This is a genomic window from Burkholderia sp. SRS-25, assembly GCF_004343765.1.
Taxonomy (GTDB): Bacteria; Pseudomonadota; Gammaproteobacteria; order Burkholderiales; family Burkholderiaceae; genus Burkholderia; species Burkholderia contaminans.
Genome location: NZ_PTXM01000001.1, coordinates 68044 through 94226 on the forward strand (window position 1 = coordinate 68044; position 26183 = coordinate 94226).

Below are 26183 nucleotides of genomic sequence, written 5' to 3' on the forward strand. Positions count from 1 at the left end.
GGGAATCATCATGCGGGAACCACACTATGTACCGCTCATCTCGCTGGTCGTGCCGTTCTATAACGAAGGCGAGGCCGTCGAGCACTTCTTCGACGTCGTGATTCCGCTGATGACGTCCATCGACGCGATCCGTTTCGAGATCGTCTGCGTGAACGACGGCAGCCGCGACGACACGCTCGACCGGCTGATCCGGATCAGCACAGCCGAGCGGCGCGTGCGCGTGATCGATCTCACCCGCAACTTCGGCAAGGAAGCGGCGCTCACGGCCGGCCTCGACGAAGCCCTCGGCGACGCGGTGATCCCGCTCGACGCCGACCTGCAGGATCCGCCGAGCCTGATTCCCGTGATGATCGAGCACTGGCGCGACGGCGCGGAAGTCGTCGCGGCGAAGCGCAGCAACCGCGCGTGCGACTCGTTCGCGAAACGCACGGCGGCCGCGATCTACTATCGCGTGCACAACCTGCTGTCGGACGTGAAACTGCCGGAGAACGTCGGCGATTTCCGGCTGATGGACCGCAAGGTCGTGAACGCGCTGCGCAGCCTGCCCGAGCGGCATCGCTTCATGAAGGGGCTGTTCGCGTGGGTCGGCTACCGCACCGTGATCGTCGAATACCAGCGCGACGCGCGCAGCGCCGGGCACTCGAAATTCTCCGGCTGGAAGCTGTGGAATTTCGCGCTCGAAGGCATCACCAGCTTCAGCACCGTGCCGCTGCGCAGCTGGACCTACATCGGCGTGGGCATCGCCGCGCTCGCGTTCCTGTACGGCGCGTTCATCATCCTGCGCACGCTGGTGTTCGGCAATCCGGTGCTCGGCTACGCGTCGCTGATCTCGGTCACGCTGTTCATCGGCGGGATCGAGCTCATCGGGATCGGTGTCGTCGGCGAATACATCGGGCGGATCTACGACGAGTCGAAGCAACGGCCCGTCTACCTGATCCGCCGCCGCTACCAGGCGCACGGCAAGGTGATCGAACTGCCGGTCGCGCGCGACGCGCGCCGCCAGATGGCCCGCCGGCGCGTGCAGCCGACTCGCGCGCGGATCGGCGAACGCTGACGCGCGCCGACGGCCATGATCGGCGTGCTCCAGGCCGAACGCACGCGGCTCGTGCGCTTCGGCGTGTCCGGGCTCGGCTCGACCGCGATCCACACGCTGGTCGCAGCGGCACTGTTCGCGCGGTTCGATGCGACGCTGGTGACGGCGAACGCGATCGCATTCCTCTGCGCGACGGCGTTCTCGTATGTCGCGAATACGCTGTGGAGCTTCTCGTCGACGGTGGGCACGCGCAACGCGGTGCGCTTTCTCGCAGTCACGCTGGCCGGTTTCGTCGAAACGATGCTGCTCGCGCGTGCGACCGAAGCGCTGGACGGCTCCCGCGGGATGAGCATCGCCGCGATCGCGCTGCTGGTTCCGCCGACCACGTTCGCGCTGCACCGGCTGTGGACCTACCGGTAAGCGATCCTTCCCCGCCCCGCCGCTGCCGGACATAATCGGCCATTCAATTAACAGGTTCAATTTCGTTATATTTATGTAACGCATCGAGTCGATTGAATTCGATTTTCAAATTACTATCTGGAACAATATTAAATACCCTGTTTACTTTTACAGCTTCCGGAATTAACCGAACGGGATAATCTGCATTCGCCATCTCGCCTGCACGTGCCTTGATCGGCGAAAATCCTTGCAGGACAAGGCGATGGCGGCCGCACGAAGCAATTCGCGCAACAATAAGTCCCATTCATTCAAACGGGAGCTTCTATGTCACGCGTCACCGATGTGCTCGTCTCCTTCGATACCGAAACCATTCTCAAAAAATATCCGAATCCCAGCAAGAACCCGGCCGCACCGACGCTGATCGATTGGCGCTATGTCTATATGGTGACCAACCAGGACAACGTGATCTCCGGGCAGGCGGGTGGCGAACTCGACCTGAAGGCGCAGGTCGGCGACCTGATCCGCTGGCGTGAAACGAGCCTGTCGCTGGGCTTCGAGAACCAGGTCGTGTTCTACAAGTTCGTCGGCAACGTCGGCAACGAACTGATCTCGACACCGACGCCGCGCGTCGCGGAAGCGTCCATTCCGGTGCCGAACACCAGCAAGCCCGAGGTGCCGACCTGCCAGAAGGTCGCGAACTACTACTGGTCGTCGGAATGCCTGAAAGTCGGCCGCGTGACGTACCACTTCCAGTTCCAGATCATCGATCGCAACTGCCAGAGCCAGGGCTGCTTCTCCTGGGATCCGTTCATCTCGATCCATAACTGATCGCGGCAGGCGGGCGGCCGCGCGGCGGCTGCCCGCGTCATCCACTTGTTGCGGAGGAAGCGCACATGTCTGGTCTTCGTTGCGATGTGCTGGTGATCGTCGACGCCGTCACGTTGCTGTCGGCCCACCCGGAGGCAAGCCGGGACCCGGCCGCACCGACCGTGATCGACGGCCGGCACCTCTATGTGGTGAGCCCCGGCGACGCCGCGCAGCTCGGCCACAACGACAGCCGCCTCTTTACCGGCCTGTCGCCGGGCGACCAGCTGCGCCTGCGCGAAACCGCGCTGGCCCTGCGCGCCGAGGTGAGCGTGCTGTTCATCCGGTTCGCGTTGAAGGATGCGGGCATCGTCGCGCCGATCGAACCCGAAGTGCGCGATGCGGCCACGCCCGTGCCGAATGCCGACGACCTGCTGCATCCGCCGTGCCATCCGATGAAGGACCACTACTGGCGCAGCGACGTGCTGGCCGCTGGCGCCACCACGTGTACGGCCGATTTCGCGGTGTTCGACCGCGACGGCGCCGTATCCGGCTATTTCCGCTGGGAAACGTCGATCGAGATCGCGGGGAGCCGGCCGGACACGAAGCAGCCCGGTTTCAAGCCGTCGTCGGATCGCAATGGCCGCTTCACGCTGCCGCCCAATACGGCGTTCAAGGCGATCTTCTATGCGAATGCCGCAGACCGGCAGGACCTGAAACTCTTCGTCGACGATGCGCCGGAACCGGCCGCATCGTTCGTCGGCAACAGCGAGGACGGCATCAGGATGTTCACGCTGAACTCGAAGGGCGGCAAGATCCGGATCGAGGCGTCGGCCAACGGCAGGCAATCCGCGACCGATGCGCGCCTCGCGCCGCTGTCCGCGGGCGACTCCGTGTGGCTCGGCTGGCTTGGCGCGGAGGACGGCGCCGATGCCGACTACAACGACGGGATCGTGATCCTGCAGTGGCCGATCACGTGAGCGTCGCGGCAATCGGCGCGCGGGCGGCTCAGGTGCGCGGCAGCCCCGGCGGATTGGTCTGCGACCGGTCGATCGCTTCGGCGTCGAGGCTCCAGCGGCCGAGCACCTTCCGGTAACTGCCGTTCGCGATCAGCGCATTGATCGCGACCGTCAGCGGATCGGCGAGGCCGCTGCCCTTGCGCGTCGTGATCGCGATGTCCGCGGTGCGCGGCCAGCCGCCGCTCACCGTGCCGATCAGTTTCGCATCGCCACGCAGCGACGCCTGGTACGCGAGCATCGAATTCACACTGAAGATCGTATCGACGCGCCCCGACTGCAGCGCGACCCAGCGCTCGGCCGCATCCGCGTAATACTGGATCTCGACCGGCGCGAGGCCGCGCGCGACGTTCTGCCGGTTCCACTCGAGCAGGATCTTTTCCTGGTTCGTGCCCGAATCGGTCACGACGCGCAGCCCGGCAACATCTTTCGGCTCGCGGATCGCGGCAATCCGGCTGCCGTTCTTCACGTAGAAGCCGAGCTGATCCTTCCGGTAGGTCGAGAAGTCGAATTTCTCCTTGCGCTGTTCGGTCACCGTCACGTTCGAGATCACCGCGTCGACCTTGCCGGACTGCAGCGCAAGCGGCCAGTCGGCCCACGAAAGCGGCACGATCTTCAGCTTGCGGCCGATGCTGTCCGCGACGAGCTGCGCGAGATCGGGATCGAAGCCGACTACCGTTCGCGCATCGGTCGCATAGGTGCTGAGCGGCGGCAGGTTCGGCGCGATGCCGATCGTCAGCGTGTTCGCTTCCGCAAACCGGAGGCCGGCCGGCAACGCCTGTTCGACCGCCGGGTTCACGGCGCCGCGCTGCCGGCCGGGCTGCTCGGGGCTCAGATCGAACGTCGCGGCCTGCGCGCCCACGCTGCTGCCGATCAGGACGGCGGCCAGCACGCGAACGACGCGCACGACGGGGAATGCTGTTCTTCTCATGTCTTCCGGATTCCTTTGTTTTTTGATGATGCGTGCGCGGAACGCGGGCGGGGCCCTACGATATTCACCGCCCGTCGCCGCGTGGCGTTCCCGGCCCGCTCAGGCGGGCGTCGCCTCGAGTTCGGCCGCGGCCGCGCGTTGCGTCACCGGTTGCGCAACGGGCGACGGGCGCGTTGCTTGCGATTCGCCCGCATACAGCGCCTTCGGATCGAACACGCGCGCCTGCAGCGGCGTGAACGCGCGGAAGTTCCACAGGCTGCGCGCGACGAACACGCGCTGCACCCAGCGCAATGCCCGATCGTTCTCGTCGTATTGCGGATCGAAACGGTCGCGCGAATGCAGCGTGAAATGATTGTTGATCAGCACCAGCTTGCCCGGTTGAATCTGCACGCCGAACGAAACCTCGCGCACCGCGCGATACAGGTTGGCCAGCGCCTCCTGAGCGCGCGTGTTGACCGCCAGCACCATGTCCGGATAGAACGCGACCGTCACGCGCGGCGCATCGAGCGGCCCCGACAGCACCGCGCTCAGGTCGGTGTTGTCGCGCGGCGTCGGTGCCGCCCCGCGCCACCGGTACGGCACGCGGATGATGTAGTGCTCGCCGTAGAGTTGCGCGATATCCTCCGGCGACAGCAGCTGCAGCGCGCGACGCGCATCGGCGAGCCGCGTGTACGGGCCGCCGCCGGCTTCGCTGCGCACGCCGAGCAGCAGCAACGCGAGCGGCGACGTATCACCCTCCGGCATGTGCGCCTGCGCGGCGTTCTCGATATGGAAATCGAGCTCGACCTCGGAGCCCAGGCCCGTATAGTCGCGCGCGGTCGCCTTGTGGGGCGTGAGGTTGTTCACGAGCTCGCGGCCTTCGTGCGCAATCGAATACGGCTCGCCGGCCAGCGTGCTCAACGCGACCAGGACGTTCTCGCTCAACACGCCGGCCTTGAACGAGCGGCCGGTTTCCTCGAACCTCGGGCTGCCCTTCACGTCGTCGTCGATCGGCAGGTTGTCGATCTCGATCGAGCCGTGCGCATCGGCGGTCGGCGCCTTCGCGCGATCGAATGCGTCGACGACCCGGTCGGGAAACGCGTTGTAGGCAAGCTTGCGCACCGCGCTGATGTAGCCCGCGCCGCCGGCCGGATCATAGGCCAGTGCGCCGAGCGTCGTCCGGATGTGACTGGACTCCGCTGCCGTCAAAACGATGCGTTCATCTGCGAGATAGGTCATAGGTCTCTCGTATAAAGATCGGGGGTCGATAAGCGGTAGGGCACTACCGCCGCGCGTTGCCGTCCTCGGGGCTCAGCGCTCGACAAGACTAGGAGACCGCCATTGCATTTCGAAATGATATTAATTCGATTGCAAACAAAAAATTTCGATATAAGTTCAGCAATGCTGCGAGTGGCTGTCCACGTCGTTCGCACCGCCGCTTAACACGAATAGTTGTTAAATAATCGCGGCATATTATTTGTATTCGCTAACGGGTCGATGCTAGTTTTCTGTCGGATTCGACGATGCGCCGGCCGTGGATCAGCAGCCGGCACCCTTCCTCCGCCCCACGGAAACCCGTTAGATGAACCGATTCCATCCGCTGCATCGTTCGCCCGCAAACGACCCGCCGCCGGCTGCGTGCCGCCCCACCCGCTACGCGACGCGGAGGACACGATGAGCGATCGCGCTCCGGCCCTCGAGCGCTCGCTGCCAGCCGGCGCAGCGCCGTACCGCACGTCGCTGCGCGCGATCTTCCCGACCGTCGCGGCCGCGAGCCTCGGCTTCGCGATCGTCCAGCTCGACGTGACCGTGGTCAACGTCGCGATTCCGAGCCTCGGCCACTCATTCGGATCGAGCGTCCACGGGCTGCAATGGATCGTCGATGCGTACACGCTGTCGTTCGCCGCGCTGCTGCTGACGTCCGGCACGCTGGCCGACCGCTTCGGCAGCCGCCGGCTGTTCGCGTACGGCCTCGCGCTGTTCCTGCTGGCATCGCTCGGCTGCGCGCTCGCGCCGTCGCTGGCCGCGCTGATCGCCGCGCGCGTCGCGCAGGGCGTAGGCGCCGCGATGATCCTGCCTACGTCGCTCGCGCTCATCACCCATGCTTGCGCGAACGATGCGGCCGCCCGTGTGCGGGCCGTCGCGTGGTGGAGCGCGACGGGCGGCGCGATCAGCGCGGCCGGGCCGACGCTCGGCGGCCTGCTGATCGATTCGCTCGGCTGGCGCGCGATCTTCTTCATCAACCTGCCGATCTGCGCAGGTGGCCTGTGGCTCACGCTGCGCCATGTGCGGGATTCGGCCGCCGCGCGCACGCGGCTGTTCGATCCGGCCGGCCAGATCGTCGCGGTGCTCGTGCTCGCGCTGCTGACGGGCGGGATCATCCGGGCCGGCGCGCAGGGGATCGGCGATCCGTATGCGGCCGGTGCGCTGGCCGCGTCGGTCGTGCTCGGCGCGCTGTTCGTCGCGATCGAGCGGCGCGTGGCCGCGCCGATGCTGCAGCTCGCGTTCTTCCGGATCGCGCGCGTGCCGGGCGTGCTCGCGATCGGCGCAGTCACGAATGCCGCGTTCTACGGGCTGATCTTCTCGCTGAGCCTCTATTTCCAGAACGCGCGCGGCTTCACCGCGACCGAGTCGGGGCTCGCGCTCGCGCCGCTCACGATCATCATGCTCGCCAACATCGCGAGCGCGCGTCTCGCCGTCCGCCATGGATTCCGCGCGACCGTCATCGTCGGCCTCGCCGTGTCGTTCGCGGGCTACGTGTGGCTGTGGCAGACGCTCGGCGCGCATACGCCGTATCCGCTGCTGGCGCCGGGGCTCGCGGCGATGGCGATCGGCGGCGGCATCGCGATTCCCGCGCTGACGTCGACGATGCTCGGCAGCGTCGAGGCCGGCCGCTCGGCCACCGCGTCGGCGATCCTCAATACCGCGCGCCAGGTGGGCGCAGCCATCGGCGTCGCGGCGCTCGGCGCGCTGGTCGCGGGCCAGGGCGCGGCGATCGTGGCCGGCGCGGCGCGCGGGTTCGCGGTCGCGGCCGTGCTCGTCGCCCTCTGCATCGTGCTGGCCGCGCGCTGGCCCGGCGATGCGCCCGACAGCGACCCGCGGGCCTGAGCCCGCCCCCCCTTCAACCGATCCCACAGCCCAGCGAGGAATCCATGCCGCATCGTTTCATCGATACCGTCCTGATCGTCGACGGCGCGTCGACAGCTGCCTATCTGGCGCCTGCGTTCCGCGCCTATGGCATCCGTTGCGCGCACGTGATCAGCGATCCCGACCTGCCGGAAATCTACCGGAACCAGTTCGTCCCATCCGACTATATCCGCCAGGTCCAGCACCACGGCGACGTCGACGCGACGCTCGCGCAGTTGAGCGACCTGCGGATCGGCGCGGTGCTGCACGGCCTCGACGCGGCGCTGGAGCTGGCCGACACGCTCGCCGAACGGCTCGACGTGCCGACGCGCAATCCGCTCGCGACGTCGGCCGCGCGGCGCGACAAGTATGCGATGAACGAGCGCATTCGCCAGGCCGGCCTGCGTGCGCCGGCGCACTTCCACAGCACGTCGGTCGACGCCGCACTCGAATGGGCGCGCGCGTACGGCACGCTGCCGCTCGTGGTGAAACCGGCGCGCAGCGCGGGCGTGACCGGCGTGAAGATCTGCCGCACGCTCGACCAGGTCGAGGCCGCCGCGCGCGACGTGCTGGCCACCCGTTCGCTGTACAACCAGCCGAACGACGACATCGTGATCCAGAGCTATTCGGAAGGGCAGGAATACATCGTCGATTCGGTGTCGTTCGAAGGCCGCCACCGGGTGGTCAGCCTGTGGGAAGTGCACCGCGACCGCACGCATGCGCCGCGGCTCGACAAGATGCTGGTGCTGAATCACGCCGATCCGCGCTACGCGCCGCTGCTCGACTACGCGGCCGCCGTGCTCGATGCCCTGGACGTGCGCTTCGGGCCGACCCATCTCGAACTGTTCGATACGGCCGACGGCCCGACGATCGTCGAGCTGAACGCGCGGCTGCATGGGAGCCTCGACCCACGGCTGACGAGCGCGGTCAGCGGCGAGAATCACGTGTCGGCTGCCGTCGAAGCGGTGCTGCACCCGGAGCGACTGTTCGGTGAAGTCGCCGCGCCGACGGATTTTCGCGGTTACTGCGGGCACGTGCTGCTGCTCTCGTCGCGCAACGGCATACTGCGGCAGGACTTCACGTGGCAGGCGATCCAGTCGCTGCCGTCGTTCGTCGGGCTCAAGCAATGGGCCAGGGTGGGCGACACGCTGCGCGTGACGACCGACCTGCAGACGGCGCTCGGCACGGTCGGCCTTTACAGCCCGACGTTCGAGCGCCTGCTGGAGGATTGCCGGCGCATTCGCGAGATCGAGGCTGAATTCTTCGCGGATGAACGGGCGGTCGTGCCGGCGTAGCGCGATCGGCGCAGCGCTTGCGGTGCGGCGCGCCGCAAGCGCTCCGCTAGCGCCCGAGCAGCGCCGCCGCCTGCCGCCCCAGCACCGCACGCAATGTATCGAGCTCGGGCAGCTCAGGCGCTTCTTCGGACGTGACGAGATAGGTCGTCACGCTGTCGAGATCGTCGAACGCATGCGCCCGCAGTTCCTTGCGCGCCACGTGCTCGGTCGTGATCCGCTTCGGCACGATCGCGACGCCCATGCCGGCCGCCACACAGCCGAGGATCGCGCCGAACGTGCCGAACGACGCCACCGACTCGATCGCGACGCCGCGCGCCTTCAGCCAGCGCTCCGCGACCGCGCGATACGGGCAACCGTCGTGAAACGCGAGCAGCCGCACCGGGTTGTCGGCCAGCACCTGCCGCCGCGTGGCCGTGGCGACGCTCACCAGCACCATCTCTTCGGCGAACGCCGGCTCGTAGCGCAACCCGGGGCGCACGACCGCGCGCGCCGTGAGCGCGGCGTCGATCCGGCCGCGCAGCAGCGCGTCGGCCAGATCCGGTTCGCTGCCGATCTGCACCGCGAGGCCGAGCGCCGGGTCGCGCGCCTTCAACGCGGCGGCGAGCGCCGGCAACCGCGTGGCCGCCGTGCTTTCCATCGAGCCGAGCCGGAAGTTGCGCGCGACCGGTGCTTCGCGCACCACCTGCGTCGCTTCGTCGACGAGGCGCAGGATGCGGTCGCAGTACGGGATCAGCCGGCGCCCGGCGTCGTTCAGCACCAGCCGCTTGCCGTGCCGGTCGAACAGCGGCGCGTCGAGCGACGCTTCGAGCTGGCGCAGCCGCGCGGTGACGTTCGACTGCGTGCAGCCGAGCCGTTCGGCCGCGCGCAGCGCGCTGCCTTCCTGAACGACGGCCCGGAAGGTTTCGAGCAGAGGGATGTTCATATCACTTTCTCTTGTTACCGATTGTGTTTATATCATTTTACTTCGCCAAAAATCCGGATTAGCCTTGCGGATATCCGGTGCCCGACGGCCCGCTCCCGAGGAATCCGCATGCCCTTCTCCGCCTGCCCTGGTCGTACGCCCGTCCGCCGTCGCTGCGAGGCGCGTCCGTGCGCACGCTGATCGCCGCACTGGTGCGGCGTGGCCCGACGGTGCTCGCGTGCGGCGTCGGCCTCGGATTGCTGGTGCCGCCGCTCGCGGATCTCGCGCGGCCGCTGATGCCCTTCACCGTGTTCCTGTTCGTGCTCGGCACGCTGCTGCGCGTCGAGCCCAGCGCGGTGCGTGCGGTCGCGCGGCGGCCGGCCGTGTCGCTGCTGCTGCCCGCCGCGACGATGATCGCGTGCCCGGTCGCGCTCGGCATCGCCGCACGGCTCGCCGGCATGCCGTACGACTGGGTCGTCGCGCTGGTGATCGCGTACTGCGCGCCACCGTCGAGCGGCACGTCGACGATCGCGCGGATGCTGTCGCTCGACGCCAGCGTCGCACTCGTCGCGACCTTGGCGTCGATGGTGTTCGTGCCGCTCACCGCGCCGCTGCTGACGGCCTGGTTCAGCCACGATGCGGCCGTGTCGATTTCGCCCTTGACGCTCGCGTGGCGGCTCGCGCTGCTGATCGGCAGCGCCGAGGGCGTCGCGCTGCTCGTGCGGCGCTTCGCCGGCGCCCGGCTCGACCGCTATGCGACGCCGATCGATGCGACCGTCGTCGCCGCGCTGCTGGTGTTTGCGCTCGGCACGATGGCCGGCATGCAGCAATCGATCATCGACGCGCCGCACCGCGCGTTGACCGCGATCGCACTCGCGTTCGCCATCAACGCGGGCTTCCAGGTCATTGCGTACGGGCTCACGCCCGGCGACGTCCGCACGCGGCTCAATGTCGCGCTGATCGTCGCCAATCGCAACGTCGGCCTGATGTGGGCCGCGCTCGGGCTCGCCGCGACACCCACCATGGCGCTCGTGTTCACCTGCGCGCAGTTGCCGATCTACACGCTGCCGCGCGTCGTCCAGCATCTGCGGCCGCGCCTCGAAGCACAGCGCCTGCGCCGCCGTGCACGCTAGCCGGCACGCGATGCCGTCCCACTCTTCCGCCTTCGATCAAGGATCCAGCATGAAGCGACTCATCGTGATCGGCGCCCGCGCCACCGGCAGCAGCCTCGCGCTCGTGCGTGGCGCGCTCGCGCGGCAAGTGGCCGTGACCGTGATCACCGCCCCCGGGCACCGTCTCGACGGCGTCTTTCCGGCGGGCGTCGAGACCATCAACCTCGAACCCGATGCCGGCCAGCTCGCCGGCTGGCTGCGCACGCGCTATCCGGACGAGATCGACACGCTGCGCGTGACGACCGCGCACGACACCTATGCGCGCACCGCCGCATGGGTCGCCGACGCGCTCGGCCTGCCCGGCCCCGATGCGCGCCACGTCGCGCACGCGGTGTCGAAGTCGAACCAGAAGGCGCTGCTCGCCGCGCACGGCATCCCGTCCGCGCAATTCGTCACGGGCACGCTGGCCGCGCCGGCGGCGCTCGCGGCCGCGGCCGACCCGCTGCGCTTCCCGGTCGTCGTCAAGCCGTCGGAAGGCTCGGCGAGCGATGGCGTGCGGCGCTGCGAGAGCATCGCCGAGGTACGTGCGCAGATCGACGCCCTCGCCACCGGACACGCCGACGCGCAAGCGCTCTCGACCGAGCGCGTCGTGATCGAGGAATTCCTGAGCGGCAGCGAATACTGCGTCGAGTTTTTCGACGGCCGGTACGTCGGCGCGCTGCGCAAGCTGAAGCGGCATGGGGCAGGCTTTCTCGAGCGCGGCTATACGTCCGAACTCGATCTCGATGCGGGTACGCTGCGCGCACTGATCGACGTCGGGACGCGCGCCACGTCGGCCGCCGGGCTGACCTGGGGGCCCGTGCACCTGGACTGCATCGTGCATGACGGCGTGCCTCACGTGATCGAACTGAATCCGCGCATCGCGGGCAGCTTCATCTGCGACATCGTGCGCGACGGCTATGGCTTCAACGTGGTCGAAGCGTTGCTCGACAAGCTCGACGGTCGCTCGGTGGAGATTCCCGAGCGGTTCGAGCCGCATGCGTATGCGCGCGCCGAATTCCTGCTCGACAGCGATCCCCGCGCGTGGCGTTTCGCGCAAGCGGGTGAGATCCACGACGGCACGGTCACGATCAGTTACGGGCCGCAGGTGCTGCCCGATCGCGAGCGGCGTGCGTTTCTTTATGTGCGGGTGGCGCTGCCGGTCGCGCACGGTGTGGACGGTGCGCCCGCGCATTCCGGTTCGTCGGCCCACGGGAATCCCGTCGGCCAGCCCACCGTTTCCGGCTAACCGTGAAACGATCGACTGGATGCCTTCCCGGGCTCGGCCGAAAGCCGCCGTGCCGCGTGGCCTCGGTCAGGCACCGTCACAAACGACGCCCCAGCAACTGCCCGGGCCACCCTTCCACGTCGAAGGGTGAAATTCGCTCATAGCCGCACGACTCGTAGAAACGCACCAGCGCGCCGGTCCCGCCGCCATAGCAGTCCACCCGCAAGCGCGCCACCCCGGCCGCCCGGGCGCGCTCGTCCGCGAAGGCCATCAGGCGCCGGCCGACACCCCGCGCCCCCGCATCGCGCGACGCAACCAGCACGCGCACATAGATTTCCGGCTCGGTCGCGGGCGGCACGTAGGGCATCGACTCGCCGAGGATCAATGCGCCCAGGACGCGGCCGTCCTGATCTTCTGCTACCCACGCGTCGGGCAGCGCGCAGGCGTCGGTCACGAGTGCGATCCGCCTCGGTTGCGTCGACCAGGGCTCGCGGCCCCATTGCCCGTCGTTGCCGATGGCGACGAACCACGCAATCACGTCGTCGAAGATCGCCAGCACGGCCGGGGCATCGAGCGCGCTGGCACGACGAATTCTCACCTTGTCCACGCCTGTCGACGTCACGTTCAACCCTCCTTCGCCTGCGTCATCGACCGGCGCGCAATGGGATATCAAGCCGGGCGGCCCGCCGACACGCGATGGAAGTCCGGTGATCAAGCCTGCTACGGTACTGACATTCCACCCGATTGATCAAGGTGTGACGGCCCGCGATTCGACATGACGGGTTGTCTTCGCGAAAAACCCGGGCAATCGGCGCAGGGCTGGGGTGTCGATCGACCTTCTCATGCATGAGCGTGGCCGCCCCCTGGCAACGAGCCGCCCCGCTGCCGGCGGATCGGCCCGACAAAAGTGGCTCGGAGCATAGCAAGGAAGCCGAAAGATCATACTGCAGCGCATTGCCCACGGCGCTCCCCCGATCCGGCAAGCCGATGCGCCGCCTGCTCCGCCCTGGCTCGCAGCGGATCGATTCCCGCGCGAATGTCGCGGTTCACGGCAAAAATATACAATCGACGCGATGCATCGCAGGCATGAAGCGCCAGCCGCCCACTCTCGCTCGCCACCATGAACGCACCCGCTGATTCCTCCCCCTCCGCCGCGTCGGTACTCGGCGTCTATCGTCAACTGGCGAACCCGTCCGCCGGGCAATGGATCGTCAGCCGCTCCGAACGCGCGCACATGTACCGCATCCAGCATCACCGGCCTGACGGCAGCACGTCGGTCGATACGGTCGTCGATGCGGACAACCTCGATGCGAAACTGCACAAGTGGATCCAGGAAGGCTTCGTCCGGCGTGAAGCCGGCGATCGCGCGGCGCCCGCTCATCGCGGCGCGTTCATGCAGGCGCTGCGAAGCGCGCACGCGTCGCGACCGGCGGCGGCCGGCGATGCGGCGCACGTCGCGCAGGTGGGCGGCGTGCCGATGCCGCGCGGCCCGGGCGGGCCGCTGGTGCCGCCGCTGAACCCGGCCTACCTGTTCACCGCGCGCGTGACGAACGTGCTGGAAGACATCGTCGAGAACCGGCGCATCCTGCTGATCGGCCACACCGGCACGGGCAAGACGAGCCTCATCGAGCAGGCCGCCGCGCTGGCCGGCCATGGCGTGCTGCGCTCGAACATGAACGGGCAGACGACGATCGGCGATTTCGTCGGGTTCTGGACCGTCAAGGGCGGCGAGACGATCTGGGTCGACGGCGTGCTGCCGACCGCGATGCGTGAAGGGCTGTGGCTCATCGTCGACGAGATCGACTTCGCGGAACCGGCGATCCTCGCGGTGCTGACCGCCGTGCTCGAACCGGCCGGCCGCTTGTTGCTGAAGGAGAAAGGCAACGAGATCGTCGCTCCGCATCCGTCGTTCCGGCTGTTCGCGACCGCCAACGCGGTGGGTGCGATGGGGCAGTTCCGCCATCTGTACCAGGGCGCCAACGTGATGAACGAGGCGTTTCTCGACCGCTGGCGCGTCTACCGCCTCGACTACTTGCCGCCGCCCGACGAGGCGCGCGTGCTGCAACGCACGTTCGGCGCGGCCATGACCGCGGAGATGGCCGACACGCTCGCGGCAATCGCGGCCGACTGTCGCGCCGCGTTCGTCCGCGAGGATCTGGCCAGCGCGTTCTCGACGCGGCGCCTGATCGACTGGGCCGAGCTGATGCTGCGCACCGGCGATCCCGAAGCGGCCGCCGGCCCGACGATCTATGCGAAGGTCGGCGCGGAAGACGCCGACCTGATCCGCAGCATCATCCGCCACTACATCGACGTCGAGGCCTGACGCGATGGATCGGGACGACGACGCGCGGTCGCTCCACCTGACCCGGCTGGCCCGCACGCTCGCGCAACGGCACGGCATCGAGGTACGGTTCGCGCGCCACGGGCCCGTCGCGCAACACGACCTGCTGGTGCTGCCCGACACGCTGCTCGCCGGCGACGTCGACGACGATGCGATCACCGGCCTCGTCGACCTCTACGCAGCGCGCATCCGCTTCGGCGCGATCGATGACCTTGCCGCACTGGCGTCCCCTGCGGTGCAGGCCATTGCGCAGGCGATCGACGACTGGCGCACAGCCGGCTGCCTCGCCGCGATCTATCCCGGCGCGATGACGTTCCTGCAGCGGATGCGCGCGGCGACGGCCGCCGACACGCTCCGCCGGTGGCCTCGCCTGGCATGGCGCGACAGGCTGGTGTGGCGCATCGAACGTGCGCTGTGGAGCGAGCCGCCGCCTTCCATCGAGCGCGTGCCGTCGCTCGACGCGACGATGGCGGCATCGAGTGACCTCGTCGACGCAGCGCGTGCAGCAACGTCGACCGCCGACAGCATCCGCGCCGCGCACCGGATCGTCGAACGCGTGCGCGCGCTGGCGTCGGCCGGTGCGAACAACATGATGTTCACGGCCGATCCGGGCAGCACGATCGACAGCGACAGCATCGCCGCCGAATTCGAATCGGACGGACAGGGCGCGCCGGACGACTCCCGTGCGCCCGTTTCCGCCGAATCGGGCGCCGGTGCGATCGCCGACACGGCATCGTCCACCGAAGCGCCGACGCCGGGCAATGCAGGCCCCCGCACGATCCGCCTGTCTGCGGACAACCGGCCGCTGCTGTCGGTCCCGCTGACCACCGCGTTCGACACGGTGACGGACTTCACCGGCAACGGCGAACCGGCGCGCTGGCATCGCCTGCGAAGCGCGGCCCGCGCGCAGACCGAGCCGCTCAAGCTACGGCTCGAACGTGCATTGAAAGTGGACGAGCAGACGCGCTGGAAACGCGAACAGGAGCGCGGCGAGCTCGACCGGATGTCGCTCGCCCGCCTCGTCACGTCGCCCGGCTATCGCACGCCATTCCGCGTCCCGCGCGCCGCACCCGGGCGCGACGCGGCCGTCAGCCTGCTGATCGATTGCAGCGGGTCGATGGCCGGCAGGAAGATCGAACTCGCCAGGCTGTGCGCGGCGGCGCTGTGCGACGCACTGACGCAGCTCGGCTTCGCGTGCGAAGTGCTCGGCTACAGCTCCGTCGAGGATGCCGCGATGCGCGCGCACTACCAGCGCTGGATCGATGCCGGCCACGACACGTTCGGCTATAACCGGTTCGTCGAACGGCTCGACCTGCGCGTCTACAAGCGGTTCGATTCCGACAACCCGAGCGGCCTCGCCTGCATCGAATGCGGCCACGAGAATCCCGACGGCGAGGCGTTGAGCTGGGCCGCCGAGCGGCTGCTGGCGAAGCGGGCGCGGCGGCGAATCCTGATGGTGCTGTCGGACGGCTATCCGGCCACCGGCGACGGCAACCCGGCGATCCTGCGCACCGACCTGCGCGCCCGCCTCGATGCGCTGCGCGAGCGGCGCGTCGAACTGATCGGTGTCGGGATACTCGACGATGCGGTCGAAACGTTTTATCCGGTCAGCAGCGTGGTCGAGCATCTGCACGAGTTGCCGGGCGCGGCGTTCAGCGTATTGAGCGATACACTGCTGGATCGGCGCTAGCGTCGCGCGCGACAGGGTCGAAGCGCACTTCGATTCGCCGGCGCGTCACATCGAACGGCTAACATCGCCGATGGCCGACTCGAATCGCCGCGGTGACGCAGGATCCGGCGTTGCGTTGCATTCGGCCGGTCGACCGGTTTCGATGTGCGCGCGGCCCGCAGCACGATCCTTGCTCCGGGCCTCTTTCGATTGTCAACTCGACGGCGGAGTCGGCCGCATCTTCCCGCCACGGTCGGCCGCCGGCACGAAACTGCACATGCCCAGGAAAAAAACCAGCCTCTGGTTGCGGCACCTCGAACTGCTTTCCGTCGCCGCCGGCACGCGACCGGCGAAGCGCACGCGCAAGCCGCGACCGGCCGCCAAGCGGGCGGTCAAGCCGGCCGCCCGGCCGGCCGTCACCGTGCGCACCGCCAGGCGCACGGGTACCGAGCCTCACGCCCGCGCACCGGCGGACAAGGCGCCCGGCACGTGGCTCCGCTCGTTTCATTCCGCGGGCCCGAGCGCCGGCCGCTACGTGAACCACGTTGCCTACGCGCTGTATCTCCCCGCCGCGCCGACGACGACAGCCGGCATGCCGGCCGTCGTCATGCTGCACGGCTGCAAGCAGAGCGCCGAATCGTTTGCCGCAGGCACGCGCATGTGCCGTCTCGCCGAGCGGTCGGGGTTCGCCGTGCTGTTTCCCGAACAGGCCAAGACGGCGCATGCGCACCGCTGCTGGCACTGGCATGGCGATGCGACGGAGTCGGAAGCCGCGGCCGTCACGTCGCTGGTCGACGCAATCGTGCGACAGCACGGCTTCGACCGCGACCGGATCTACCTCGCCGGCATGTCCGCCGGAGCGGGGCTCGCCGCGGCACTGGCGATCCGGTATCCCGACCGCTTCGCGGCAGTCGGCCTGCACTCCGGCCCGGCCATCGCCCCGCCGTCGTCGACGTTGGCGGCGATGAACCTGATGCGTCGAGGCCTGCGCGACGACCCGATACGCGCGGTCGAGGCCTGCGCCGACGTCACCTCCTATCCCGGCATGCCGGCCCTCGTGGTGCACGGCGCACTCGATACGGTGGTGACCGATCGCAACGCGACGCAGCTCGGCATCGCGTTCGCGCGGCTCAACCGGCTCGTCGACGAACACGGCGCGATGCGGGTCGGCGAGCAACTCACCTATGCGCGCGACGATGCCGACTACGTCGACTATCTCAAGGCCGGGCGTCTCGTCGTCAGGGTCTGCATCGTCCGCCGGCTGCCGCATGCATGGAGCGGCGGCGACCCGCGCGAGCCGTTTCACTCCGCCACGGGGCCGGACGCCACCGCGATGTTCTGGCATTTCTTCCGTCGCCAACACCGCAAGCGGCTGCGCTGACGTGCGACAACCGCGCTGGCCCGTGGCGCGCGACGCCGTCATGCGATCACGCCCGTTGCTCGAGCTCCGCCGTGTTCGCGCGATCGCCTGCCCGCCGGATCGGTATCCGGACGCAGAACGTCGTGCCCCGCCCGGGCTCGCTCGTCACGTCGATGGCGCCGCGATGGCGCTTGACGATGCCGTGCGAAACCGACAAGCCCAGCCCCGTGCCCTGCCCGACCGGCTTCGTCGTGAAGAACGGATCGAAGATCCGCCGGACCACGTCGGGCGTCATGCCCGTCCCCGTGTCGCTGATCGCGATCGACACCTGCTCGCCATCGCTCGACGTGCGGATCGTGATCACGCCGTGCTCGGGAATCGCCTGCGCCGCGTTCACCAGCAGGTTCATGAAGACCTGGTTCAACTGCGACGGCAGGCATTCGACCTGCGGCACGTCGCCGTAATCGCGCACGATGTCGGCCTTGTACTTGAGTTCGTTGTGGACGACGTTGAGCGTGCTTTCCAGGCCCGCACGGAGATCGACCACGCTCCACTCGTCGCTGGCCGGGCGCGAGAAATCGCGCAGGTCCTGCACGATGCGCCGCACGCGCAGCGCGCCGTCGATCGATTCGTCGATCAGCGTCTCGATCTCGCCGCGCACGTAGTCGAGATCCGCCGCGCGGCCCGTCGCCGCCAGCGCGTCGCGCGCGGCCGGGTCGAGCTGCGGCAGCGCGGCTTCATGCGCGGCGATCACGTCGAGCAGACTGCGCACCCACGTCTTCAACGTGTTGAGGTTCGCACTGACGAAGCCGATCGGATTGTTGATCTCGTGCGCGACACCGGCCGCGAGCTGGCCGATCGACGCGAGCTTTTCCGACTGCAGCAGCTGCACGTGGGTTTCCTCGAGCGCATGCAGCAGGCGCCGCTGCTCCTCCTTCTCCTGTTCGAGCCGCGCCTGCGCGGCCTTGCGTTCGTCGATCTCGGTCGCCATGTTCTCGCGCGTGCGCTGCAGCATCGCCGTCGTCTGCTCGTAGCGATGCAGCGCGCGTTCCAGTTCGGCGGTGCGCGAGCGTACGAGCCGCTCGAGCGTATCGGCCATCCCGCGCAGGAAAGTCGTGCGCGCATCGAAGCGGCTCAGCAACAGCGTGACGACCAGGGTCGCCGTCGTGAACAGCGTGACCGTCGTCGCTAGCCACGGCATGTCGACCCCGTTCGCGGCCCCGCACCGCGCGTCCGGCGCGAAATGCGCGGCCGCCATCGCCGTGTAGTGCATGCCGGTGATGCCGACCCCCATGATGAAAGCCGCACCGACCCGCTGAGCGGTCGCATGACGCGCCTGCTGCACGCGCAACGCCTGTGCGATCCAGAGCGCGGCAGTCGACGCGATCACCGCGATGCCGATCGACGCGGCGAACAGCGCGGCATCGTAGCGGATGCCGGGTTCCATGCGCATCGCGGCCATCCCCGTGTAATGCATGCCGGCGATCCCGGCGCCCATCAGTGCGCCGCCCACGAGCAGCCGCCGCCAGCCCAGCCGTGCGCGCGTGACGACAGTCAGCGCGAAGTACGACACGAGCACGGCAATCGCCAGCGACGCGCCCGTATCCGACCATGCGTAGCCGAGCGGAATCGGCAGCGAAAACGCGAGCATGCCGACGAAATGCATCGACCAGATGCCGGTGCCCATCGCCACCGCGCCGCCGCCCAGCCACGCACGCTTGAGCTTCGGATTGTCGAGCAGCGAAATGAAGGCGGCCAGGTCGAGTGTCGTATAGGAGGCCAGCGTCGCGATCGCGAGCGACAGCAGGACGAGCGGGAGATTGTAGGTGCCGTACATGATCGAGCGCCCCGATCGAGGTGAGTACATTGCCGCGGCGCGCAGTCGTGCACCGCGGCCATCACGCCGCGCGGCCGGGCTCAGGCCGGCGCCGCGCCGGCATTCGGCGCGCTCTGCGCCGGCTTCGCCGCGGCCTGGCCGGCCAGCACGAGGATGTCGAACGACGTCCCCTCGCGTGTCTCGAAGCGGCGCACGAGCTCGATCTGGTGCGCCGACATCACGCTGCCCTTGGTCATCAGCAGCACGCCGCGATGCGTGCGCAGATCGTCGGCGAGCTGCATCCCTTCGCGCAGCTGCGCGGACTTGACCTCCGCGACGGACGCCGCGATGCCGAGGCTCGCCGGGTCCCGCATCAGTTCGGTCAGGCCGTCGACGATCCGCGGGTCGTAACGCACGCCGGCCTGCGAGCGCAACGCGTCGAGCGCCTGCTCGACCGAATGCGGCGCCCCGATGTCGCCATTGCGCAGCCCTTCGAAATCGCGCGCGATCGCCAGGATTCGCGAGCCGAGCGGGATCGCGTCGCCCGCCAGGCTGTCCGGCGTGCCGCGTCCGTTGAAGCGCTCGTACTGGTGCAGCACGATCGACGCGACCTTGTGCAGTTGCGCGACCGGTGTCAGCACCATCTGCGCGCGCAGCGGGTGCTGCTGGTACAGGCCGTGCTCTTCCGCCGTCATCTTCGTGAGCGGCTTGCGCAGCAATTCGTCCGGCAGCGACAGCTTGCCGATGCCGTGCAGCAGCCCCGCGAAATAGACGTCCTGCGCATGCAGCTCGCTCATCCCGGAACTGAGCGCCAGCCGCCGCGCAATTTCGCCGACCCGCATCGCGTGACCGCTGGCCGACCCGCAGCGCATCTCGATCATGCTCGCGCAGACCTGGACCATCGCGGTGAAGCTGCTTTTCAGGTCGCGTTGCGCGGCTTCGAGGAACATCACGGTCTGGCCGAGCTCCTCCGTGCGTGCGCGAACCTGCGTTTCGAGTTCCGTGTTGAACCGGCGCAGCGCTTCGTTCTGCGCTTCCGTCAGCGCGGCGAGCCGGGCCGCTTCACGCCGCAGGCGCCGTTGCTCCAGCGCCTGTTCGAGGGTCAGCAGCAGGTCGTGATCGTCCCATGGCTTGTTCAGGTAACGATAGACGCCGCCGTCGTTGACGGCCTGCACGACCGACGCGATTTCCGCATAGCCGGTCAGCAGGATGCGCATCGTGTCCGGATAGAGCGACCGCGCGCGGGCCAGGAACTCCGCGCCGCTCATGCCCGGCATCCGCATGTCGGACACGATCAGGTCGACTTCGGTCGACGCCAGGACCTCGAGGGCCGCCTCGCCGCTTTCCGCGGTCAGGATCTCGTAGCCGGCGGGCCGGAACACGCGCCGGAGCGCCGACAGCACGCTCGGCTCGTCGTCGACCAGCAGGATCGACGGCACGCCACCCGCATCGTCGGATGTCGCTGCCGCCCCGGTCGTTTCAGGCGATACCGCATTCGGTCCGTTTGTTGCAGATGTCGTCATGATGGTCTCGGATCATGTATTTATAGTCTCTCTGCATCATCGGCATGCGCCGCGCATTCCGTATCCGGGAAAACGCTGATGTGCGCGCACGTAGTAGATGTCCCACTCCGCTTCGTCTACCTGCACGAAGCCGTGCCGGGCATGGAAGCGGTTCGAATCGCTGCCGCGCAGCGCGCCGACGCGAACGGGCACGCGCTGCGAGTCGGCGTCGGCAAGGATCCTGCGCAGCACGGCCGCGCCGATCCCCCTTCCCTGATGCTCGGGCACGATGTACAGATGGTCGAGCAACCACTGATCTTCCTGCGGCTGGACCACGAAAAAGCCCGCGTTCACGCCGTCGGCTTCGATCAAGCTTCTCGCGCCGCCCGTCGGCCGTCGGCGCGAACCGCGTGCGTCAGGGCGTCTCGATGCCGTCCGCCCGCGTCGCCAGGAATCGCAGGTACTTGCCGTCCTCGTCCTCGAACAGCTCCGGCCCGCCGCTCGCATAGGCGCGCATCAGCTCGTCGGCCGCACGGTCGAGATTGCCGAGTTCGAACTGGCACTGACCGAGCCTCAGGTGCAGGAACGGGTTGCCGATCGCGTTGGGGAAATGCATCGACTGGGCGAGCGTATCGCGTCCGGCCGCGTAGTTCTCTTGATGGAAATTCGCGTCGCCGATCGCGGCCATCAACCAGGTGCCGGCTTCCCAGTTGGTCTTGGGTTCGGGAAGCAGGTCGAATCCCGCCCAGAATTTCTCGAGCGCGCCTTCGTAGTCGCCGTCTTCCATCAATGCATCGCCTGCGTCGCTCAGCGCGCCGATCCGTTCGTACAGCGCGTTGTCCAGTTCTGCCATGTCGAGTCCCTGTTCCGGAGTTGAAGTCGGCCCGGTGCGGCCGATGATTGCGAAGCAATCGCGGTGATTGTGTGCAGTTTTGCCGTCCTGATCGTTCATCCGCCCGGCATTCATCCAGCATACTCGACCTGTATGACGCGCGCGCCTCGACTTTCAGCGCACCGTCGTCTGCTCGGGCCCGTCGCTTGTCGCATTACACTATCGGCCGCAACGCTACGCGTCCCGACAATCCGTGTTGCTGGGCCTGCCGCCGACCGTGATGTGGGTCGCGCTCACCTGGCGAATTTTCGTTTGACTACCGACCCATGATCCGCTTCGACAATCTCGGCAAGCGCTACGACAAGCGCGTCATCTTCACAGGGCTCCACTACGCATCCGGTGCCGGATGCGTGGCGCTGTGCGACGAAACCGGCAGTGGCAAATCGACGTTGCTCGCCATTCTCGCCGGCACGCTCGACGCGGACGAAGGCGAAGTGTGGCTCGGCGGCCATTCGCTGCGTACCGCGCCGCAGGAGGCGAAATCCGCGCTGGCGTACGTGCCTGACGATTGCCTGGCGTATCCGCTCCAGACCGGTCGCGAGTTTCTGGATCTCGTGGCGGCCGGCAGGAAGAGCGTCGTCGACGCCCGCACGCTCGAGCTGGCCGATCGATTCGGGCTTGCTCCGCATCTGGAGAAGCGCTTCGAGCAGATGTCGTTCGGTACGCGCAAGAAACTGTTCCTGACGGCGACGACGCTCGGCGCGCCCGCCGTCGTGATCGCGGACGATCCGGACAGCGGGCTCGATGCTGCGTCGCGTGCCGTGCTGATCGATCTGTTCAAGACACTGGCTGCAGACCGCGCCGTCTTTTTTTCGAGTCACGATCCGGCGCTGGTGCGCGCCTGTGACGCAAGGGTCACCACGTTTGCGGAGCTTGGATTCGCTGGATAGACGGTCGCGTCGCCGGCGCAGTGCCGGGGAAGGATCGGGTGTGGCGGCTGGTCGGAGGGGGAACTACGCACCGGCAATCAATCGCTGTCTTTTGCCGCAAGGACGTGCGAAGCGGCCCCTCCCACCCCGCACTTCCTTGACCTTCACGATACGCACGGCCGGCGCGCCGGGCCCCGATCAATCGACTGTCCGACACCCCAGCCGATCCATCGTTCGCTCCACGCACGCGCCCGGCCATGCGCCCCGTCAGGCCTTCAACGCCCCGAAGACCTCGTCCAGCATCTTCTTCGCGTCGCCGAACAGCATCCGGTTGTTGTCCTTGTAGAACAGCGGGTTGTCGACACCCGCATAGCCGGACGCCATGCTGCGCTTCATCACGATCGAGGTCTTCGCCTTCCACACCTCGAGCACCGGCATGCCGGCGATCGGGCTCGCCGGATCTTCCTGCGCCGCCGGGTTCACGATGTCGTTCGCGCCGATCACCATCGACACGTCGGCTTCGGGGAAGTCGCCGTTGATCTCGTCCATCTCCATCACGATGTCGTAAGGCACCTTCGCCTCGGCGAGCAGCACGTTCATGTGCCCCGGCATGCGGCCGGCCACCGGATGGATCGCGAAACGCACGTCGACACCCTTCTCGCGCAGCACCTTCGTGAGCTCGTGCACGGTGTGCTGGGCTTGCGCCACGGCCATCCCGTACCCCGGCACGATGATCACGCTCTTGGCCTCGCGCAGCAGCTCGGCCGTCTCCAGCGCGCTCACCGCCACCACTTCGCCGGCCGGCTGTGCACTGCCGCCCGCCGCCGCGGGCGCACCGCTGCCGGTGCCGAAGCCGCCGGCAATCACGCTGATGAAGTTGCGGTTCATCGCGCGGCACATGATGTACGACAGGATCGCACCCGACGAACCCACCAGCGCGCCGATCACGATCAGCAGGTCGTTGCCGAGCATGAAGCCGGTGGCGGCCGCCGCCCAGCCCGAGTAGCTGTTGAGCATCGACACCACGACGGGCATGTCCGCGCCGCCGATCGCCATCACCATGTGCACGCCGAACAGCAGCGACACCACCGTCATCACGATGAGCGGCGTCATGCCGTCCTGGACCGTCTCCGCATGCAGGAACGCGCGGCCGAACACGATCACCACCACCAGCGCGGCCAGGTTGAGCCAGTGCCGGGCCGGCAGCAGCAGCGGCTTGCCGCCGATCTTGCCGGAGAGCTTGCCGAATGCGATCACGGAGCCCGCGAAGGTCACCGCACCGATCAGGATGCCGACGTAAATTTCCACTTCGTGGATCGCGTGCTCGGCACCCGTGAACTGCACCGACGTATCGATGTAGCTCGCGAAGCCCACCAGGCACGCCGCCAGGCCGACCAGGCTGTGCATCAGCGCAACCAGCTCGGGCATCTGCGTCATCTGCACCTTCTTCGCGGCGTAGAGGCCGACCGCACCCCCGACGACCAGCGCAGCCACGATGTACGGAATGCCCTCGGCCGACACGCGCGGGCCGAGTACCGTGGCGAGCACGGCGATCAGCATGCCGATCATGCCGAGCAGGTTGCCGCGCCGTGCGGTTTCGGGATTGGCCAGCCCGCCGAGGCTGAGGATGAAGAGGATGGCCGCGCCGATATAGGAGACGGTAGTCAGATTGGAAGTCATTGTTGTCGTCTCCTTACTTGCGGAACATCGCCAGCATGCGACGCGTCACCGCGAAGCCGCCGAACATGTTGACGGCCGTGAGCGTCAGCGCGCCCACCGCCAGGCCCAGGATCAGCCCTGACGGACGGCCCTCCGCCGCCGCGTCGCCCAACGGCGGCGCGACCTGCACGAGCGCGCCGATCGCGATGATCGACGAGATCGCATTGGTCACGCTCATCAGCGGCGTATGCAGCGACGGCGTGACGTTCCAGATCACCATGTAGCCGACGAAGCAGGCCAGCACGAACACCGTGAAGTGCGACAGGAACGTGGCCGGCGCGAACTGGCCGACCAGCAGGAACGCCAGTGCGCCCACGGCGAACGTGATGGCGAGCGACTTCGCCGACATCGGCGCGCCGCTGCCGTGGCCATGGCCCTTGGATGCGGCGGCCGCGACCGGCGGTGTTGCAGGCTTCGGTGCGGCGGCCGGCTGCTGGATCGGCGGCGGCGGCCACGTGACGTTGCCTTCCTTGACGACCGTGAGGCCACGGATCGCGTCGTCGTTGAAGTCGACGTTGATCGTGCCGTCCTTGCCCTTGCACAGCTCCTCGACCACGCGCAGCAGGTTGGTCGCATACAGCGTCGACGACTGGCGCGCCAGGCGCGACGCGAGATCCGTGTAGCCGACGATGGTCACGCCATGACGCACCACGGCTTCGCCCGGCACCGTCAGCTCGCAGTTGCCGCCCTGCTCGCCGGCCATGTCGACGATCACGCTGCCCGGCTTCATCGACTGCACCATCTCGGCCGTGATCAGCTTCGGCGCCGGCTTGCCGGGAATCAGCGCGGTGGTGATGATGATGTCCGCGTCCTTGGCCTGCTGCGCGTACATCGCGCGCTGCGCCTGCTGGAAGCCCTCGCTCATCACCTTCGCGTAGCCGCCGCCGCCCGAGCCTTCTTCCTCGTAGTCGACCTTGACGAATTCGCCCCCCAGCGACTTGACCTGGTCGGCCACTTCCGCGCGCGTGTCGTTGGCGCGCACGATCGCGCCGAGCCCGGCGGCCGTGCCGATCGCCGCGAGGCCGGCCACGCCAGCGCCCGCGATGAACACCTTGGCCGGCGGCACCTTGCCCGCGGCCGTGATCTGCCCGTTGAAGTAACGGCCGAATGCGTGGGCCGCCTCGATGACGGCGCGGTAGCCGCTCACGCCGGCCATCGACGTGAGGGCATCCATCTTCTGCGCGCGCGACAGCGTGCGCGGCAGCGAATCGATCGCCAGCACCGTGGCCCGCTTCGCGGCCAGCTGCTGCATCAGTTCGGGGTTTTGCGCCGGCCAGACGAAGCCGATCAGCGTGCCGCCCTCGCGCATCAGCGCGACTTCCTCGCTGCTCGGCGGGCGCACCTTGAGGACGATATCGCTGCGGCCCCATAGATCGGCGGCGGTGGCCACGACTTCGGCGCCGGCCGTGCGGTAGTCGTCATCGCTGAAGTTCGCGCCGGTGCCGGCACCGCTTTGCACGGCCACCGAGAATCCGAGCTTGATCAGCTTTTCGACCACGTCGGGAACGGTCGCTACGCGCCGCTCCTCGTGGGCCGTCTCCAGAGGGACCCCAATCAGTAATGTCATATCCTGAATTGTCAGTAGTGGCCGTCGCGAGGAATTACGGCCTGCGTTTCAAGTCACCCAACTCAATCCGTGTCCGACTTTGCTCCGCGCGCAGCTTGGCACTCCCGCGCAGATTTCACAAACGATCGATCCTCTAATCGATTGTCTTGTCAGAGCAAACCGGTTCATGCTCTTGCCCGATTATGCTGACGAATATCCGGCGTATGGTCCGATCGGATAAAACCCGTCAAGCATATCTCGTGCCAGAGTCTTTCCAAAATTTATATTTTGAATCGGCGCGCATTCAATCCATGAATCCCCTGTCTGGACACAACGGGGCCGGCACCCACCCGCTCCCGGCCCGCACCGCGCCGCTTGGCTCGCCAGCACGTGAATCCGTTTGAAACCTGACGAAATGGCTATCGGCACAACAGCAGCGGAATCGGTTTCATCGAGAATCTCGTTGCTTTCCGGAACAATGCCACTTGTCGCGTGCCAACGACATAATCCGTGTGGCCGACGCGCTTCAGTGCCGGCGAGTTTAATGGAGAACGCTGACTGCACTCTCGGGCCTCATCCGGTGACGATCATTCACGCAGCGCGTCG

General features: G+C 67.7%; 23 protein-coding genes. 12 read left to right on the plus strand and 11 right to left on the minus strand.

Annotated features, from left to right (window positions below):
• Positions 1 to 10: 10 nt before the first annotated feature.
• Both C5O79_RS00330 and C5O79_RS00335 read left to right on the plus strand, forming a co-directional pair.
• Entirely contained in the window at positions 11 to 1054 is a 1044-nt protein-coding gene (locus C5O79_RS00330; RefSeq protein WP_046546981.1) for a glycosyltransferase family 2 protein, read from the plus strand.
• 15 nt (positions 1055 to 1069) lie between these two features.
• Positions 1070 to 1453 (plus strand): GtrA family protein, encoded by a 384-nt coding sequence (locus tag C5O79_RS00335; protein ID WP_046546982.1) that lies wholly within the window; start codon positions 1070 to 1072, stop codon positions 1451 to 1453.
• A 43-nt stretch (positions 1454 to 1496) separates the two neighbouring features.
• On the opposite strand, the gene C5O79_RS00340 is transcribed toward C5O79_RS00335, so the two are convergent.
• The gene (locus C5O79_RS00340) at positions 1497 to 1736 is read right to left on the minus strand and encodes a hypothetical protein (protein WP_124473769.1); all 240 of its coding nucleotides are present in this window, start codon (positions 1734 to 1736) and stop codon (positions 1497 to 1499) included.
• A 20-nt stretch (positions 1737 to 1756) separates the two neighbouring features.
• Here C5O79_RS00340 and C5O79_RS00345 point away from each other — a divergent pair, with 20 nt between their 5' ends.
• On the plus strand, positions 1757 to 2260 hold the full coding sequence (locus C5O79_RS00345) for an inclusion body family protein (RefSeq protein WP_011349899.1): 504 nt from the start codon (positions 1757 to 1759) through the stop codon (positions 2258 to 2260).
• A 65-nt stretch (positions 2261 to 2325) separates the two neighbouring features.
• Positions 2326 to 3216, plus strand: a complete 891-nt coding sequence (locus tag C5O79_RS38420) for an AidA/PixA family protein (protein WP_122477933.1) — start codon at positions 2326 to 2328, stop codon at positions 3214 to 3216.
• Between the two features lie 28 nt (positions 3217 to 3244).
• Here C5O79_RS38420 and C5O79_RS00355 read toward each other — a convergent pair whose 3' ends face one another.
• Together C5O79_RS00355 and C5O79_RS00360 are read right to left on the minus strand one after the other, a co-directional pair.
• Positions 3245 to 4183 carry an ABC transporter substrate-binding protein gene (locus C5O79_RS00355; RefSeq protein ID WP_122477935.1) on the minus strand — a complete coding sequence of 313 codons (939 nt, stop codon included), beginning with the start codon at positions 4181 to 4183 and terminating at the stop codon, positions 3245 to 3247.
• A 99-nt stretch (positions 4184 to 4282) separates the two neighbouring features.
• A complete protein-coding gene (locus C5O79_RS00360) occupies positions 4283 to 5401 on the minus strand; it encodes a TauD/TfdA family dioxygenase (protein ID WP_122477938.1) in 1119 nt (372 codons plus the stop codon).
• A gap of 435 nt (positions 5402 to 5836) precedes the next feature.
• Here C5O79_RS00360 and C5O79_RS00370 point away from each other — a divergent pair, with 435 nt between their 5' ends.
• Positions 5837 to 7270: an MFS transporter gene (locus C5O79_RS00370; RefSeq protein ID WP_122477940.1), complete on the plus strand. Its 1434-nt coding sequence runs from the start codon at positions 5837 to 5839 to the stop codon at positions 7268 to 7270.
• Between the two features lie 44 nt (positions 7271 to 7314).
• Complete coding sequence (locus C5O79_RS00375; RefSeq protein ID WP_122477943.1) at positions 7315 to 8583, plus strand: ATP-grasp domain-containing protein; 1269 nt, start codon at positions 7315 to 7317, stop codon at positions 8581 to 8583.
• A 46-nt stretch (positions 8584 to 8629) separates the two neighbouring features.
• Here the strand turns inward: C5O79_RS00375 and C5O79_RS00380 are convergent, their stop codons facing one another.
• On the minus strand, positions 8630 to 9505 hold the full coding sequence (locus C5O79_RS00380; protein ID WP_122477945.1) for a LysR family transcriptional regulator: 876 nt from the start codon (positions 9503 to 9505) through the stop codon (positions 8630 to 8632).
• A 167-nt stretch (positions 9506 to 9672) separates the two neighbouring features.
• Between C5O79_RS00380 and C5O79_RS00385 the strand changes: the two genes are divergently transcribed.
• Together C5O79_RS00385 and C5O79_RS00390 are read left to right on the plus strand one after the other, a co-directional pair.
• Positions 9673 to 10617, plus strand: a complete 945-nt coding sequence (locus tag C5O79_RS00385) for a hypothetical protein (RefSeq protein ID WP_122478978.1) — start codon at positions 9673 to 9675, stop codon at positions 10615 to 10617.
• A gap of 49 nt (positions 10618 to 10666) precedes the next feature.
• Positions 10667 to 11884, plus strand: a complete 1218-nt coding sequence (locus C5O79_RS00390; RefSeq protein ID WP_122477948.1) for an ATP-grasp domain-containing protein — start codon at positions 10667 to 10669, stop codon at positions 11882 to 11884.
• Positions 11885 to 11960: 76 nt separating this feature from the next.
• On the opposite strand, the gene C5O79_RS00395 is transcribed toward C5O79_RS00390, so the two are convergent.
• The gene (locus tag C5O79_RS00395; RefSeq protein ID WP_122478981.1) at positions 11961 to 12485 is read right to left on the minus strand and encodes a GNAT family N-acetyltransferase; all 525 of its coding nucleotides are present in this window, start codon (positions 12483 to 12485) and stop codon (positions 11961 to 11963) included.
• Between the two features lie 498 nt (positions 12486 to 12983).
• Between C5O79_RS00395 and C5O79_RS00400 the strand changes: the two genes are divergently transcribed.
• The 3 genes from C5O79_RS00400 to C5O79_RS00410 all read left to right on the plus strand — a co-directional run bounded on the left by C5O79_RS00400 (position 12984) and on the right by C5O79_RS00410 (position 17254).
• On the plus strand, positions 12984 to 14186 hold the full coding sequence (locus C5O79_RS00400; protein ID WP_122477949.1) for an AAA family ATPase: 1203 nt from the start codon (positions 12984 to 12986) through the stop codon (positions 14184 to 14186).
• 4 nt (positions 14187 to 14190) lie between these two features.
• Positions 14191 to 15894, plus strand: a complete 1704-nt coding sequence (locus C5O79_RS00405; protein WP_122477951.1) for a cobalamin biosynthesis protein CobT — start codon at positions 14191 to 14193, stop codon at positions 15892 to 15894.
• Positions 15895 to 16150: 256 nt separating this feature from the next.
• Positions 16151 to 17254, plus strand: a complete 1104-nt coding sequence (locus C5O79_RS00410) for an alpha/beta fold hydrolase (RefSeq protein WP_122477954.1) — start codon at positions 16151 to 16153, stop codon at positions 17252 to 17254.
• A 46-nt stretch (positions 17255 to 17300) separates the two neighbouring features.
• On the opposite strand, the gene C5O79_RS00415 is transcribed toward C5O79_RS00410, so the two are convergent.
• The 4 genes from C5O79_RS00415 to C5O79_RS00430 all read right to left on the minus strand — a co-directional run bounded on the left by C5O79_RS00415 (position 17301) and on the right by C5O79_RS00430 (position 21404).
• Positions 17301 to 19070, minus strand: a complete 1770-nt coding sequence (locus C5O79_RS00415; RefSeq protein ID WP_122477957.1) for a histidine kinase — start codon at positions 19068 to 19070, stop codon at positions 17301 to 17303.
• Between the two features lie 80 nt (positions 19071 to 19150).
• A complete protein-coding gene (locus C5O79_RS00420; RefSeq protein WP_122477959.1) occupies positions 19151 to 20572 on the minus strand; it encodes an HD domain-containing phosphohydrolase in 1422 nt (473 codons plus the stop codon).
• Between the two features lie 36 nt (positions 20573 to 20608).
• The gene (locus tag C5O79_RS00425) at positions 20609 to 21058 is read right to left on the minus strand and encodes a GNAT family N-acetyltransferase (RefSeq protein WP_122477962.1); all 450 of its coding nucleotides are present in this window, start codon (positions 21056 to 21058) and stop codon (positions 20609 to 20611) included.
• Positions 20967 to 21404, minus strand: a complete 438-nt coding sequence (locus tag C5O79_RS00430; protein ID WP_039355450.1) for a hypothetical protein — start codon at positions 21402 to 21404, stop codon at positions 20967 to 20969. Before C5O79_RS00430 ends, C5O79_RS00425 begins: the two co-directional genes overlap by 92 nt.
• A gap of 305 nt (positions 21405 to 21709) precedes the next feature.
• Here C5O79_RS00430 and C5O79_RS00435 point away from each other — a divergent pair, with 305 nt between their 5' ends.
• Positions 21710 to 22333 carry an ABC transporter ATP-binding protein gene (locus C5O79_RS00435; protein ID WP_122477965.1) on the plus strand — a complete coding sequence of 208 codons (624 nt, stop codon included), beginning with the start codon at positions 21710 to 21712 and terminating at the stop codon, positions 22331 to 22333.
• A 246-nt stretch (positions 22334 to 22579) separates the two neighbouring features.
• Here C5O79_RS00435 and pntB read toward each other — a convergent pair whose 3' ends face one another.
• Together pntB and C5O79_RS00445 are read right to left on the minus strand one after the other, a co-directional pair.
• Complete coding sequence (pntB, locus tag C5O79_RS00440) at positions 22580 to 23992, minus strand: Re/Si-specific NAD(P)(+) transhydrogenase subunit beta (RefSeq protein WP_046546996.1); 1413 nt, start codon at positions 23990 to 23992, stop codon at positions 22580 to 22582.
• Positions 23993 to 24005: 13 nt separating this feature from the next.
• The gene (locus C5O79_RS00445) at positions 24006 to 25598 is read right to left on the minus strand and encodes a Re/Si-specific NAD(P)(+) transhydrogenase subunit alpha (protein WP_122477967.1); all 1593 of its coding nucleotides are present in this window, start codon (positions 25596 to 25598) and stop codon (positions 24006 to 24008) included.
• Between the last annotated feature and the right edge of the window lie 585 nt (positions 25599 to 26183).

What these genes read in the sequence shown, in the direction of transcription:
- C5O79_RS00330 (WP_046546981.1), top strand. Translation starts at nt 11, where the DNA reads ATGCGGGAACCACACTATGTACCGCTCATCTCGCTGGTCGTGCCGTTC.
- C5O79_RS00335 (WP_046546982.1), top strand. Translation starts at nt 1,070, where the DNA reads ATGATCGGCGTGCTCCAGGCCGAACGCACGCGGCTCGTGCGCTTCGGC.
- C5O79_RS00340 (WP_124473769.1), bottom strand. Translation starts at nt 1,736, where the DNA reads ATGGGACTTATTGTTGCGCGAATTGCTTCGTGCGGCCGCCATCGCCTT.
- C5O79_RS00345 (WP_011349899.1), top strand. Translation starts at nt 1,757, where the DNA reads ATGTCACGCGTCACCGATGTGCTCGTCTCCTTCGATACCGAAACCATT.
- C5O79_RS38420 (WP_122477933.1), top strand. Translation starts at nt 2,326, where the DNA reads ATGTCTGGTCTTCGTTGCGATGTGCTGGTGATCGTCGACGCCGTCACG.
- C5O79_RS00355 (WP_122477935.1), bottom strand. Translation starts at nt 4,183, where the DNA reads ATGAGAAGAACAGCATTCCCCGTCGTGCGCGTCGTTCGCGTGCTGGCC.
- C5O79_RS00360 (WP_122477938.1), bottom strand. Translation starts at nt 5,401, where the DNA reads ATGACCTATCTCGCAGATGAACGCATCGTTTTGACGGCAGCGGAGTCC.
- C5O79_RS00370 (WP_122477940.1), top strand. Translation starts at nt 5,837, where the DNA reads ATGAGCGATCGCGCTCCGGCCCTCGAGCGCTCGCTGCCAGCCGGCGCA.
- C5O79_RS00375 (WP_122477943.1), top strand. Translation starts at nt 7,315, where the DNA reads ATGCCGCATCGTTTCATCGATACCGTCCTGATCGTCGACGGCGCGTCG.
- C5O79_RS00380 (WP_122477945.1), bottom strand. Translation starts at nt 9,505, where the DNA reads ATGAACATCCCTCTGCTCGAAACCTTCCGGGCCGTCGTTCAGGAAGGC.
- C5O79_RS00390 (WP_122477948.1), top strand. Translation starts at nt 10,667, where the DNA reads ATGAAGCGACTCATCGTGATCGGCGCCCGCGCCACCGGCAGCAGCCTC.
- C5O79_RS00400 (WP_122477949.1), top strand. Translation starts at nt 12,984, where the DNA reads ATGAACGCACCCGCTGATTCCTCCCCCTCCGCCGCGTCGGTACTCGGC.
- C5O79_RS00405 (WP_122477951.1), top strand. Translation starts at nt 14,191, where the DNA reads ATGGATCGGGACGACGACGCGCGGTCGCTCCACCTGACCCGGCTGGCC.
- C5O79_RS00410 (WP_122477954.1), top strand. Translation starts at nt 16,151, where the DNA reads ATGCCCAGGAAAAAAACCAGCCTCTGGTTGCGGCACCTCGAACTGCTT.
- C5O79_RS00415 (WP_122477957.1), bottom strand. Translation starts at nt 19,070, where the DNA reads ATGTACGGCACCTACAATCTCCCGCTCGTCCTGCTGTCGCTCGCGATC.
- C5O79_RS00420 (WP_122477959.1), bottom strand. Translation starts at nt 20,572, where the DNA reads ATGACGACATCTGCAACAAACGGACCGAATGCGGTATCGCCTGAAACG.
- C5O79_RS00425 (WP_122477962.1), bottom strand. Translation starts at nt 21,058, where the DNA reads ATGCGAGCGGCGGGCCGGAGCTGTTCGAGGACGAGGACGGCAAGTACC.
- C5O79_RS00430 (WP_039355450.1), bottom strand. Translation starts at nt 21,404, where the DNA reads ATGGCAGAACTGGACAACGCGCTGTACGAACGGATCGGCGCGCTGAGC.
- C5O79_RS00435 (WP_122477965.1), top strand. Translation starts at nt 21,710, where the DNA reads ATGATCCGCTTCGACAATCTCGGCAAGCGCTACGACAAGCGCGTCATC.
- pntB (WP_046546996.1), bottom strand. Translation starts at nt 23,992, where the DNA reads ATGACTTCCAATCTGACTACCGTCTCCTATATCGGCGCGGCCATCCTC.
- C5O79_RS00445 (WP_122477967.1), bottom strand. Translation starts at nt 25,598, where the DNA reads ATGACATTACTGATTGGGGTCCCTCTGGAGACGGCCCACGAGGAGCGG.